We start from the raw sequence: 12,264 nt of genomic DNA, 5'->3' as shown, positions 1-12,264 counted from the left end.
GCTCACACTACAGAATCCGCTTTCCAAATGCACTTGCGGTCAGTTCGGCAGCCACCGTCGCCGTTTCGTTCGCTTCGTCGAGAATGGGGTTTACCTCGACGACATCCATCGATCGTACCACGCCGTCTCGGTCGTGACGTTTCGAGACAGTCTCGAGTGCGCTGTGGGCTTCCCGGTAGGTGACGCCGCCGCGGACGGGTGTGCCAACGCCGGGGGCTTCCTTGGGATCGATCCAGTCGAGGTCGAGGCTGACATGAATGCCATCAGTCTTCTCAGTCGCAACCTCGAGGGCGTCTTCGACGACAGCGGTGATCCCGCGTTCGTCGATATCAGACATCGTGAAGGCAGTCATCTCGCTGTCACGGACCAGTTCGCGCTCGCGCTCGTCAATACTTCGGAGGCCAACGTAGGCGATGGACTCCTCACGGATGCGGGGTGCGTGTGCCCACTCGAGGTCGCCGAAGACGCCGCGTCCGAGAACAGCGCCGAGTGGCATTCCATGGACGTTTCCGCTCGGTGAGGTCGCAGGCGTATTGAGGTCTGCGTGAGCATCGAACCAGATCGCCCCGAGGTCGGCGGTCTGTGCTGAGCCAGTCATCGACCCGATGGCAATCGAGTGGTCGCCACCCAGTACGAGCGGAAACTCGCCGTCGGCGAGTGTCTGTGCAACGCGGTCAGCGAGACGCGTACTGGCATCTTCGATTGCCGGCAGGAACTTTGCGTTCGTGACGCCTGCCGTATCGTCGTCGGGATCGAGTTCTTCGGCTCGAGAAAGCTGGATATCGCCACTATCGACCGGGACGACACCCGCTTCCTCGAGTTCGTCACTGAGGCCCGCGTATCGGATCGCGGATGGCCCCATGTCGACGCCACGCCGGTTTGCCCCATAGTCCATTGGTGCGCCAATAATTCGGAGACGATCAGTCATACCATAGACTATGGGGCCGGCCGCTTTGGTCGTGGTGGTCCCCTCACCGCTACGACCGTTTGCTGTGATAGACGACAGATTTAGGGTTAGACAGGGCTAAACATCGGCTATGATGCTGAGCGACGTGATGGAGGATTACCTCAAAATCATCTATCAGCTCCAGCGGTCCACAGACGACCGCATCAAAACCTCCGAAATCGCCGAGGAACTGGATGTCACGTCGCCCACCGTGACCAGCATGCTCGACAAACTCGAGGAGCGTGGCCTCGTCGACCGCGAAAAGTATCGCGGCGTCACGCTCACTGACGAGGGCGAAACCGTTGCCCTCGAGGTTGTTCGTCACCACCGCCTGCTTGAGGCCTATCTTACTGAACACTTAGATTACGACTGGTCGGAGGTCCACGACGAAGCCGATCGACTCGAACACCACATTAGCGAGAACTTCGAGGCTCGCGTGGCCGATGCGCTCGATCAGACCGAGGTCGATCCACACGGCGCGCCGATTCCGAGCGCTGATCTCGAGCCACCTGAGCGAACAGAGGGTGCGTCACTGATGGAATTTACCGCCGGCGAGACGGTCGTCGTCGAGGAAGTCGCCGACCACGATGCGGATGTCCTCTCGTATCTCGCTGACCACGGCGTCGAACCGGGCGTCACACTCGAGATTGTCGAAGTGGCCCCATTTGGGATGCTAACAGCACGAGCACTCGACCACGACGAATCCGTGTCGCTCCCCGAGGACGTCGCCCACCACGTTCGCGTCTCCCGAGCCAACGAACTCGAGCACTAACTTTCGGGATTCGACAGTTGTGTTCTCTTTCGACAGAACGTAACGTTTAGACTCAATCTAACCGAAAATCGGTTGAAAAGGTATATGTTTAGCACCGTCTAAACTACTCGCAATGAGTACTCGAGGAATTATCACTCGAGGTGTCCGCGTCGATGGCTGATCAGTGGCTAGACCGGATACCACGATGGCTGTTGGCGCTCGGTCCGGTGGCTATCCTTGCAGTCGTTTTTACGCTTCTGTATTATGTAACACCGTTTGACGCGTTAGCAGCCGGCGATGCGAGCACCGCGGAGATCCTGTTGATGCTTACGGTTATCGGCGCAATTGCGGGCATCATCCCCGTCGCCATCGGCATGCTCTGGTTCCCGTTCATCCGCGATCTCGATGCACGGTACTTGCACGCGTTCATGGCGCTTGCGGGCGGTGTCCTCGCGTTCATTGCCTTCGAAATGACCGAAGACGCCCTCGAGCACGCCGTCGATTCACAGCACACGACGGCCGCACTCGGTCTCGTCGTTGTCGGCATCGGTGCAACGTTCGCGGTTATGTACGGCGCGAGCAGGTGGCGACAGCGAACGATGGCCGCAACTGAAAAGAGCGGCCTCGAGGTCGCGTATCTCGTTGCCCTCGCGCTCGGCCTACACAGTATCGGTGAAGGCCTGGGGATTGGGACCTACTTCGTCCTCGATGAGCCAGTACAGGTCTTGCTCTTGATGCTCGCGTTTATCATGCACAACGTGATGGAAGGGCCAACAGTCGTCGCTGCAGTCGCTCGCGACCATGAGACCCCGCCGCTTCGACATTTCGCCGCGATGGGCGCTATCGCTGGCGGCCCGGTCATCCTCGGTGGCTGGATCGGCAGTTTCGCACAGTCGAATCTCCTTGCAGCCCTGTTTTTCGCCATCGCAATCGGAGCCATCTTGCAGGTGCTCATCGAAGTCGCCGACCTCATCCGCTTCGATGCTGAAGCCGTCCTCACACGGATCAACGCTGCCACGTTCGCCGTCGGCTTTGCCCTCATGTTCATCCTCGAGGATGTTCTCACTGAGATTATTCTCGAGGGCTGGCTGTTCCCAGCGTAACCAGCCGACTGCATGTGGTTCTCACCCAATCAGAACGAAAAGAAACACCTTACTATTCCCGCTTCCGATATCACAATCCGAACCGTAACTCGGCTTCACCCGTCGGGTTTAAGGAAATCAAATACGAATAATTCACCATGTCATCAATTGAACTGACGCCGAGTCAGAAGAAAATCCTCCGCGCACTCACAAATCTACACAAGGAGTCCGAGGACGCGATCAAAGGGGAGGATATCGCAGAACAGGTCGACCGAAACCCCGGGACGATCCGCAACCAGATGCAGAGTCTGAAAGCCCTCCAACTCGTCGAGGGTGTCCCCGGCCCCAAAGGTGGCTACAAACCAACCGCCGCCGCCTACGAAGCCCTCGAGATCCAGCAGATGGACGACCCAGCATCCGTCCCACTCGAGCACGAAGGCGAATCCGTCGACGACGTCATCGTCGAAGAGATCGACCTCTCGAGCGTCCATCACCCCGAACTCTGTCGCGCAGAGATTCACATTCAGGGCACAATCGACGGTATCTCCGAAGACGACGCCGTCGTCGTTGGCCCAACGCCACTGTCGAAACTCGTCATCGAGGGACGACTCGATGGCAAGGATGACACAAACAACATCCTCATCCTTCGAATTGAGGATATGATCGCCCCCGGTCCAGGCGAAACCCCAGACCACTGATCGCGTCGGAGAGATTCGACTCGGACTTACCGAAGTTTAGATTCGTCTCTCTAACTCTTTCTGAATCGGTCGTATTCGAATGCCCCTCGAGAAACGCAGTCTAGCTATACGTATCTGAACGACGCGCAGGTAGTCACTGCGTGGCAGTGACTACTCGTCGCTGTCGTCTGTGTCCCCAGTCTCGCCGTCACTGTCAGCGTCAGCCATCGACGCCGCAGGGATAACGTCGACGCTCGAGACCGCATCGCCAGCCTCGACGTCCATGACGATCACGCCCATCGTGTTCCGGCCGACCGTCGAAATTTCGTCGACTCGCGTGCGGACGATCTGGCCACTCTCGCTCATCATCACGAGCTGGTCGTCGTCGTCGACGGCTTTGACGGCCGTGACGGGTCCGTTTCGCTCGCCTGTCTTGATGTCGATCAGTCCCTTGCCGTATCGTGACTGGGTGCGGTACTCGGTGAGGCGGGTCCGTTTGCCGTAGCCGTTCTGCGTGACGGTTAACAGCGCCTGCCCGTCGTCCTCGTCGGTCGCGACGAGGCCGGCAACGGCGTCGTCATCCTGGAGTTTGATTCCGTTGACACCGCGGGCGGTTCGGCCCATCGACCGCACCTCGTCTTCGTCAAAGCGGATCGTCATCCCGTGTTCGGTGCCGATGACGAGGTCTTTCGATCCGTCTGTCACGTCGACGTCGACGAGTTCGTCTCCCTCCTCGAGATCGGAGGCGATAATCCCCGTTGTTCGGATGTTCTCGAACTCCTCGCCAGCGGTTCGCTTGACGTAGCCGTTGCGGGTGACCATCGTCACGAACTCATCGGACTCGAGGGCGTCGGTGTCGACGATGGCGGTGATGTCCTCGCCAGCGTCAAGGTCAAGGATGTTGACAGCCGATTTCCCGCGGGCAGTTCGGCCCATCTCGGGAATTTCGTAGGTCTTGAGCTGGTAGACTTTGCCCTGGTTGGTAAAGCAAAGCAGGTAGTCGTGGGTGTTCGCTCGGAACACCGTGGTGACCCGATCGCCCTCTTTGACGTCCGCGCCGATGATGCCTTTGCCGCCTCGACCCTGGGGGTCGAAGGCCTCGATTGGCATCCGCTTGACGTAGTCGTCTTCGGTCATGACGACGAAGACCTCCTCTTCTGGGATGAGGTCTTCGTGGGTGACCGTCCCCTGATCTTCGATAATCGAGGTTCTGCGGTCGTCGTCGTACTCGTCTTTGATCTCGCGGAGTTCGTCTTTGATGACCGAGAGCAACTCCTGCTCGCTCCCGAGAATCGCGTTCAGGCGCTCGATTTCGGCCTGAACCTCGTCGTACTCGTCTTCGATTTCGGCGGTCTCCATCGACGTGAGGCTGCCCAGTTGCATCCGGACGATGTGTTCTGCTTGGGCCTGCGAGAAGTCATAGGCTGCTTTCAGTGCGTCTTTCGCATCAGAGCGTGTCTCGCTGTTGCGAATCAACTCGACCACGTCGTCAGCGTTCTCGACGGCCTTCAGACGTCCCTCGAGGATGTGTGCGCGGTCTTCGGCTTCACTGAGATCGTACTCGCTGCGTCGGCGGACGACTTCGCGCCGGTGGGAAACGTACTCTGCGAGTGTTTCCTTGAGCGAGAGCACCTGTGGCTGGCCATCGACCAGCGCGAGGTTGATGACGCCGAAGGTTCGCTCGAGATGGTTCTCGAGCAGTTTGTTCTTGACGACCTCGACGTTTGCCCCGCGGGTACACTCGACGACGATACGGACGCCGTCGCGGTCGGATTCGTCGCGCAGGTCGGAGATGCCCTCGATTTCGCCGTCGTTAACGTCTTCGGCGATGCGCTCGACGAGGCGAGCCTTATTCGACTGGTAGGGCAGTTCCGTGATGACAATGCGCTCGCGGCCGTTTTTCCACTCTTCGACTTCGAACTCGGCGCGCACGCGGATGCGTCCACGGCCGGTCTTGTACGCGGAGTAGATGGCGTCGCGGCCGACGATGTTCGCGCCAGTTGGGAAGTCGGGACCCTTGACGTGGTCCATCAGATCCTCGACGGTCGCGTCGGGGTCGTCGATCAACTCGATGGTCGCGTCGATGACCTCGCCTAAGTTGTGCGGCGGGATGTTCGTCGACATCCCGACAGCGATCCCCGAGGAGCCGTTTACGAGGAGGTTCGGAAACGCCGATGGAAGCACGTCAGGCTCCTGCAGGCGGTCGTCGTAGTTCGCCGAGAAGTCAACGGTATCCTTGTCGATATCCTCGAGTAGTTCCTCGGAGATGGCCGACATTCGCGCCTCAGTGTATCGCTGGGCGGCTGCCGGATCGCCGTCCATCGAGCCGAAGTTCCCCTGGCCATCCACGAGCGGATAGCGCATTGAGAACTCTTGGGCCATGCGCACGAGCGTGTCGTAGATTGCGCTGTCGCCGTGTGGGTGGTAATCACCCATCGTCTCCCCGACAATCGAGGAGGACTTGCGGTGACTCGAGCCACTCGAGACACCCATCTCGTGCATCGCATAGAGGATACGCCGGTGAACGGGTTTGAGACCGTCCTCCACGCGCGGGAGCGCACGACCCGCAATGACGGACATCGCGTAGTCGATGTAGCTCTGTTCCATCTCATCTTCGATGCGGACGTTTTCGACCGCTCGAGCCTCTACATCTGTCGGATCGGGTACGTCTGAACTCATGTACTCACCTCACTCATATGTCAATCCACTCTGCTTCGGGTGCGTTCTCTTTGATGAACTGTTTTCGTGGCTCGACGGCGTCTCCCATCAGCACGGAGAACATCTTGTCCGCCGCGGCCGCGTCCTCGATTGTGATCTGCTTGAGGATGCGGTTGTCCGGGTTCATCGTCGTCTCCCAGAGCTGTTCGGGGTTCATCTCGCCAAGTCCCTTGAATCGCTGGACCTGTGTCGGATTGCCGTCGCATTTCTCTTCGACGATCTCGTCGCGTTCGGCGTCAGTCATCGCATCGTAGGTTTTCCCACGGTAGCGAATGCGGTACAGGGGCGGCTGAGTCGCATAGACGTAGCCACCCTCGAGCAGTGGGCGCATATGCCGATAGAAGAACGTGAGCATGAGCGTTCGGATATGTGCCCCGTCAACGTCGGCGTCAGTCGCCATCACGATCTTCTTGTAGCGGACGTCTTCGACATCGAACTCATCGCCGATCCCCGCACCGATTGCGGTGATCATGTTGCGAATCTCCTCGTTCTCGAGGATGCGATCCAGTCGGTGTTTCTCGACGTTCAGAATCTTCCCTTTGATCGGGAGGACGGCCTGGAACTCCGGATTGCGGGCCTGTTTGGCGCTGCCACCGGCGGAGTCACCCTCTGCGATGAAAATCTCTGCTTCGTCGGGATCTTTGGTCTGACAGTCTGCAAGTTTGCCCGGCAGGGAGGTCGAATCGAGTGCCGACTTTCGGCGTGTCAGTTCCTCTGCTTTCTGGGCAGCCATGCGGGCCTTTGCCGCCTCGACGGCCTTCATAACGATGGCCTGGGCGGTGTCTGGGTGTTCCTCGAAGTACGTCCCAAGTCCCTCGTGCATCGTACTCTCGACGATGCCACGAACTTCCGAGTTGCCGAGTTTCGTCTTCGTCTGCCCCTCAAACTGCGGGTCCGGATGTTTGATCGAGATGACCGCAGTGAGCCCCTCGCGGATGTCCTCGCCTTTGAGGTTATCCTCGAGGTCAGAGAGCAAGTCGTTCTCGCCGGCGTAATCGTTGATAGTCCGTGTGAGGGCGGTTTTAAAGCCGGTGAGGTGGGTCCCACCCTCGCGTGTGTTGATGTTGTTTGCGAAGGCGTGAATCGAGCCCTGCAGTTCCTCGGTGGCCTGCAGTGCGACCTCGACCTGGATGTTCTGGTCTTCGCCTTCGAAGTAGATGATGTCGTCGTGCATCGCCGAGCGCGTCTCGTTTAAATACTCGACGAACTCGCGGATGCCGCCGTTGTACTCGTAGGTCTCCGAGACGAACTCGCCCTCGTCGGTCGTCTCGCGTTCGTCACAAAGTGTGATCCGAACGCCAGAGTTGAGGAAGGCAAGTTCGCGAAGCCGGTTCGACAGCGTCGAGAACGAGAACTCGTCGGCCTCGAAGATTCCGTCGTCGGGCCAGAAACGAATCTCGGTGCCGGTACCTTCGTCGGCATCTAGCGATCCAACTTGTTCCATATCGCCAACGGGTTCGCCCGCCTCGAAGGCGTGATTGTAGATCGCCCCGTTGCGTTTGACTTGTGTCTCAAGTCGTTCCGAGAGCGCGTTGACAACACTCACGCCGACGCCGTGGAGGCCGCCGGAAACCTGGTAGGACTTGTTGTCGAATTTCCCACCAGCGTGGAGGACCGTCAGGATCACCTCGAGCGCCGGGCGGTCGTACTCTTCGTGGGTGTCGACGGGAATCCCACGGCCATCGTCTGTGACGCTCACCGACTCGTCCTCGTGGATTGTGACGGTGATTTCGTCGCAGTAGCCAGCCAGTGCCTCGTCAATCGAGTTGTCCACCACTTCGTAGACGAGATGGTGGAGTCCTCGAGAATCGGTAGAACCGATGTACATCGCCGGCCGTTTCCGAACGGCTTCCAGGCCTTCCAGGACCTGGATTTGTCCGGCGCCGTACTCGCTATCCTGGGACATACAAAACCTGTATCCGGGTAGTCGCTACCCACCTATAAAGGTTCGCGTGTACGCGCGAGCGCGCGAACCGCCAGCGCCAGATAGAACTCATCGTAGCGGTTGCAAGGGTAACAACAGACTGGGAAGGCCTGTTCCGTTCGACTACACATACGTAACTGTTGTGGATAGTCCAGTCACTTCACAATTCTCGCCCGCTTTAGGGGATGGTGGCGAGTGCGCTTGACTAGAGGCGAATTTCAATGGCAACTGGAAGTGGTCGACAACCGGCAGAACGCACGCTCGATGCGAACCTCCTCGGCAGCAACGTCTCGTTCAACTACTCCGAAACCTGGCTGGCGTACTCCATCTTTGGACTTCGACTCGTCATGGCCTGGGTCTTCCTGCAAGCCGGCCTCGAGAAGTGGGCCGAAGGCGGCTGGGGCGACCCACTGGCGTGGTCGTCAGCCGGCTTCCTGAACAACGCAGTCGCCGATGCAAACCCGCTTGCCGGGCTGTTCACCTGGTTCGGCGAGTTTGCAACCATCGTTGATCCAATGGTGATCTTCGGACAGATCTTGATTGGGCTGGCGCTCCTGTTCGGACTCTTCTTCCGATTTGCCGCGCTGATGGGTGCCGTTCAGATGCTGTTTTTCTGGACTGCTGCCTGGCAGGGCGGCCTCATGGACGGCTTCCCGGTCGACAACGGCTTCTTCATTGACAGCTCGTTTGTCTACATGCTGTTGCTGTTCGGACTCGCTGCCTGGGGTGCCGGTCGAATCCTTGGCATCGATGCAACGCTCGAGCAGTCCGATATCGTTCAGCAGAACCCGTGGCTGCGCTACCTGTTAGGGTAAGTGCTGGTCACGCTTTCGTGAGAGACAGTCGAATTCGGACATCCCAATGTGGTTTGGCGTCACTGCTATGGATAAGCCACCACTACGGATAGATGCGGCAGGACGTCACATCATCACTGCGCCATACACGCATTCTGTCCTGCCACCGACTTACTCGCCCTCGAGCAACAGCGACTCACAGAGGGCGTCCGGGCCCTCTTCCTCGAGTAGCCGTCGCTGTTTCTCGGCCCCGCTGTCGCGTTCGTAGACGTCTTTGATGCCGTCGATACCGAGGCGCTCACACTCTCGGTCGACGAGTTCGCCCAACTCGAGTGTGCCCTCCATCTCGCGGTCGAGCAGGGCTGCGTCGTGGCCGTAGCGGATGGCTCGCCACTTGTGTTCGTCGAGCAGTTCTCTGCGGTGGGTCTGAGCATAGCCCGACGCGCCGTCTTCGTAGTCCTCGGCGAGCGCCTCAACCAGTGCGTGGGCGTACTCGACGAACGCCATCACAATGTCGGGGTCTGCCTGTCCATCAGGCGTGCGCAGTTCGACTGTGCCGTGGGCCGTATGCGGGCGCACGTCGTACCAGAGTTCGCCCCGGTCGTTGATCGACTCTGTCTCGAGCATGCGACGTTCGAACCGGTCGAACGCGTCGAAATCCTCGAAATAGGTCGGCATGCCAGTGTTCGGTAAGGCCTCGAAAATCTTCGCGCGGGCGGACTCGAGACCAGTGTCGAACCCGTTCCAGTACGGTGAGTTGGCCGACAGCGCGAGCATGATCGGGACGTACCACCGCAGTTCGTTGGCGATCCAGACCGCCTTATCGGCGTCATCAACGCCGACGTGGACGTGGACGCCCGCGGTCGTGTTCCGGTGCTGTGGGTACTGAATCCGGTCGAGTTGTGCCCGGTAGCGTGGTTTTTCGGCGTGCTCGAGTTCGCGCCACTTCGCAAGTGGGTGCAAGCCGGCGGCCGCGATATCGTAGCCGTGGTCGTGGGCGTGTGTGAGCAACGCCTGTCGGATCTCGAGCAGTGCGTCGCGGGCGTTCTGTGGGTCTTCGATCAGAGGTGTCTGGGTCTCGATGACGAATTTAAACAGTTCGTGATCGAGTTTGCCCTCGAGGATTTCGGGTGGGTCGTGTTCGTAGACGAGTTCGTCGGTGCCGCTCGTGGGGCGGCCGCGCTCGTCGACGATAAAACACTCCTCTTCGATGCCCAGCGTCCCCATGCGCGTAAACGATTCTCGAGACCCGCGTTCCATCAGTACGGGCTTTCGTCGCCGGGAGTAAATACGGTTTGGAGTCGGCAGCGTGAGAGTGCACGCTCGGAACGTGCACCCACGGACTTATCCGCCGCTCTCGAGTAGACTATCAGACAGATGTCGAGAGATCGCGCTCCCGGCCGGCAGACGGGGCCAGCCACCAGTACGACCAGACGCACCTGGTACGGCTACGGGAAACTCTCTCGCACCGAAAAGAGCGGATTCGGACGATTTCTCCACGACTGCTCGTCGATCTTCGGTGATATCTCGATGCCGGCCCTGCCGATGTTGCTGGTCGTCTTGCTGAATCCCGATCCGAGCGGCTTCGGGCCGGTCGGCGCTGCAATCGTCACCTGGGCGACGCTGATTCTCGTCGGCACGCTGATCCGTGGCGGCTGGATCAAACCGTTCGCAACCGACACGCTCGGCTGGGTTTCAATCACACCAGTGCTCGTCCTCGTCAGAATCGTCTATTTCAATTCGGCCATCGCACTGGCCGTCTTCGGGAGTACGTCGCTCGCAGCGGCGCTCGGAATCGAACCACTTGTGCTCGTTTTCGCTGCCCTCATCAGCGCCGTCGCGGCACTCGCGTTTCCTCGAGTCGGCGAGTCAGTGTACCGTCGCGTTCGCGATTGAGCGTAGCGTGTTGTTGAACCGGCGAATTCACCAGTGCCCAGGTACGGACAGCAACTCCGATCAGTCGTCGGCCGGCTCCGGCGCACTCGAGGCAGCCGGCTGGAACGTACCGAGCATCTCGCGCAGGTCGGCTTCGGGCTCGCCGATTGGCTGCAGGCCGAACTCGGCGGTGAGCATGGACACGATTTCGGGGGTGAGGAACTCGGGGACTGTTGGGCCGAGGCGGATGTCTTCGACGCCGAGGCTGAGCAGGCCGAGCAGGACGGCGATAGCTTTCTGTTCGAACCACGAGAGCACGACGTTCAGCGGCAGGTCGTTGACTTCGCAGTCGAAGGCATCGGCGAGTTCGAGTGCGATCTTCACCGTCGAAATCGAGTTGTTACACTGCCCGAGGTCGATATAGCGCGGAATCTCTGTGCCGGGGACGGTCCCCATCTCGAGGTCGTTAAATCGGAACTTACCACACGAGGTCGTCATGACGACGCAGTCTTCGGGGATCATCCGAACCAGTTCGCGGTAGTAGTCCCGGCCGGGCGTTGGGCCGTCACAGCCCGCGACGACGAAGAAGTGACGCAGTTTGCCCGATTCGACGGCGTCGACGATGTCGTCGAGTTGATCGAGGACGGGTTCGTGGTGGAAGCCAGTCGTCACCGTGCCCTCTTGGTCCCAGTCGGCCGATGGGAGCGAGATGGCTTTCTCGATGACTGGTTCGAAGTCGTAGCCCTCGAGGGCGTCGACGCCCTCGAGGCCGGTGAGCCCGGTGGTGAAAAAGCGGTCGCGGTACTCCTCTCGAGGTGGCTGGACGCAGTTGGTCGTGCCGACGATTGCGCCGGGGAAGTCCGCAAAGAGTATTCGCTGGTCGTGCCAAGCACCGCCGACGTTGCCCTTCAGGCTGTCGTAGTCGGCGAGTTCGGGGTAGCCGTGGGCAGGCAGCATTTCGGAGTGCGTGTAGACGTTGATTTCCTCGGGGTCGTCTCGCTGTTCGATCTGCTCGAGCAGTTGTTTCAGCCCGTAGAGGTCGTGACCAGTGACGAGAATGGATTTCCCAGAGACGTTGTTCTGTGGCACCTCGACCGGCGCAGGTGTGCCGAGTTCCTGCGTGTGAGCCTCGTCTAACAGTTCCATTACGTCGACGGCGGCGTCGCCGGCCCGCAGCGCGAGGTCAACGTGGTCGTCCATGCTGAAGTTGACGTTCGTCAGCGTCGAGTACAGCGCCTCGTGGACGTAGCCGTCGACGCCGGGGTCGCGATAGCCCATATCGCGGGCGTGGGTTGCATACGCCGAGATGCCTTTCAGTCCGTAGATAACGAGTTCCTGCATTCCGTTGAGGTCTGGTTCCTTGCCACAGACACCAACGGTCGTACAGCCGCCGTCGGGGGTTTGTTCGCACTGATTGCAGTCCATACTCGAACGCTGACCCGGTTATAAATCAAGGGAGTCAGCGATTCCCACGACGCAGTAGCACCCGGGAAGACG

Annotated in this window: 10 protein-coding genes; 5 read left to right on the top strand and 5 right to left on the bottom strand. The window is 59.7% G+C overall.

Annotated elements, in window-relative coordinates; all coding sequences use genetic code 11:
* Positions 1-7: 7 nt before the first annotated feature.
* On the bottom strand, positions 8-928 hold the full coding sequence (rocF, locus tag G6M89_RS10420; protein WP_165161725.1) for an arginase: 921 nt from the start codon (positions 926-928) through the stop codon (positions 8-10).
* A gap of 109 nt (positions 929-1,037) precedes the next feature.
* Here rocF and G6M89_RS10415 point away from each other — a divergent pair, with 109 nt between their 5' ends.
* The 3 genes from G6M89_RS10415 (at position 1,038) to G6M89_RS10405 (ending at position 3,477) form a co-directional block, all read left to right on the top strand.
* Positions 1,038-1,718, top strand: coding sequence for a metal-dependent transcriptional regulator (locus G6M89_RS10415; protein ID WP_165161724.1), 681 nt, complete (start codon positions 1,038-1,040; stop codon positions 1,716-1,718).
* A gap of 152 nt (positions 1,719-1,870) precedes the next feature.
* Complete coding sequence (locus tag G6M89_RS10410) at positions 1,871-2,800, top strand: ZIP family metal transporter (protein ID WP_165161723.1); 930 nt, start codon at positions 1,871-1,873, stop codon at positions 2,798-2,800.
* A 137-nt stretch (positions 2,801-2,937) separates the two neighbouring features.
* Positions 2,938-3,477 (top strand): Rrf2 family transcriptional regulator, encoded by a 540-nt coding sequence (locus G6M89_RS10405; RefSeq protein ID WP_165161722.1) that lies wholly within the window; start codon positions 2,938-2,940, stop codon positions 3,475-3,477.
* Positions 3,478-3,627: 150 nt separating this feature from the next.
* Here the strand turns inward: G6M89_RS10405 and gyrA are convergent, their stop codons facing one another.
* Together gyrA and gyrB are read right to left on the bottom strand one after the other, a co-directional pair.
* Complete coding sequence (gyrA, locus tag G6M89_RS10400; protein ID WP_165161721.1) at positions 3,628-6,135, bottom strand: DNA gyrase subunit A; 2,508 nt, start codon at positions 6,133-6,135, stop codon at positions 3,628-3,630.
* A gap of 13 nt (positions 6,136-6,148) precedes the next feature.
* Positions 6,149-8,080, bottom strand: a complete 1,932-nt coding sequence (gyrB, locus tag G6M89_RS10395) for a DNA topoisomerase (ATP-hydrolyzing) subunit B (protein ID WP_165161720.1) — start codon at positions 8,078-8,080, stop codon at positions 6,149-6,151.
* Between the two features lie 239 nt (positions 8,081-8,319).
* Here gyrB and G6M89_RS10390 point away from each other — a divergent pair, with 239 nt between their 5' ends.
* Complete coding sequence (locus G6M89_RS10390; protein WP_165161719.1) at positions 8,320-8,913, top strand: DoxX family protein; 594 nt, start codon at positions 8,320-8,322, stop codon at positions 8,911-8,913.
* 150 nt (positions 8,914-9,063) lie between these two features.
* Here G6M89_RS10390 and G6M89_RS10385 read toward each other — a convergent pair whose 3' ends face one another.
* Positions 9,064-10,152, bottom strand: a complete 1,089-nt coding sequence (locus tag G6M89_RS10385) for a glutamate--cysteine ligase (RefSeq protein WP_165161718.1) — start codon at positions 10,150-10,152, stop codon at positions 9,064-9,066.
* A 117-nt stretch (positions 10,153-10,269) separates the two neighbouring features.
* Between G6M89_RS10385 and G6M89_RS10380 the strand changes: the two genes are divergently transcribed.
* Positions 10,270-10,788, top strand: a complete 519-nt coding sequence (locus G6M89_RS10380; protein WP_165161717.1) for a hypothetical protein — start codon at positions 10,270-10,272, stop codon at positions 10,786-10,788.
* A gap of 60 nt (positions 10,789-10,848) precedes the next feature.
* Here the strand turns inward: G6M89_RS10380 and hcp are convergent, their stop codons facing one another.
* Positions 10,849-12,192, bottom strand: a complete 1,344-nt coding sequence (hcp, locus tag G6M89_RS10375; RefSeq protein ID WP_165161716.1) for a hydroxylamine reductase — start codon at positions 12,190-12,192, stop codon at positions 10,849-10,851.
* Positions 12,193-12,264 lie beyond the last annotated feature (72 nt).

The organism is Natronolimnobius sp. AArcel1, assembly GCF_011043775.1.
GTDB lineage: Archaea > Halobacteriota > Halobacteria > Halobacteriales > Natrialbaceae > Natronolimnobius.
This window is presented reverse-complemented; position numbering and strand designations above follow the sequence as displayed.

Coding starts and splice junctions, on each gene's coding strand:
- rocF (WP_165161725.1), bottom strand. CDS start 928: ATGACTGATCGTCTCCGAATTATTGGCGCACCAATGGACTATGGGGCA.
- G6M89_RS10415 (WP_165161724.1), top strand. CDS start 1,038: ATGATGCTGAGCGACGTGATGGAGGATTACCTCAAAATCATCTATCAG.
- G6M89_RS10410 (WP_165161723.1), top strand. CDS start 1,871: ATGGCTGATCAGTGGCTAGACCGGATACCACGATGGCTGTTGGCGCTC.
- G6M89_RS10405 (WP_165161722.1), top strand. CDS start 2,938: ATGTCATCAATTGAACTGACGCCGAGTCAGAAGAAAATCCTCCGCGCA.
- gyrA (WP_165161721.1), bottom strand. CDS start 6,135: ATGAGTTCAGACGTACCCGATCCGACAGATGTAGAGGCTCGAGCGGTC.
- gyrB (WP_165161720.1), bottom strand. CDS start 8,080: ATGTCCCAGGATAGCGAGTACGGCGCCGGACAAATCCAGGTCCTGGAA.
- G6M89_RS10390 (WP_165161719.1), top strand. CDS start 8,320: ATGGCAACTGGAAGTGGTCGACAACCGGCAGAACGCACGCTCGATGCG.
- G6M89_RS10385 (WP_165161718.1), bottom strand. CDS start 10,152: ATGGAACGCGGGTCTCGAGAATCGTTTACGCGCATGGGGACGCTGGGC.
- G6M89_RS10380 (WP_165161717.1), top strand. CDS start 10,270: ATGTCGAGAGATCGCGCTCCCGGCCGGCAGACGGGGCCAGCCACCAGT.
- hcp (WP_165161716.1), bottom strand. CDS start 12,192: ATGGACTGCAATCAGTGCGAACAAACCCCCGACGGCGGCTGTACGACC.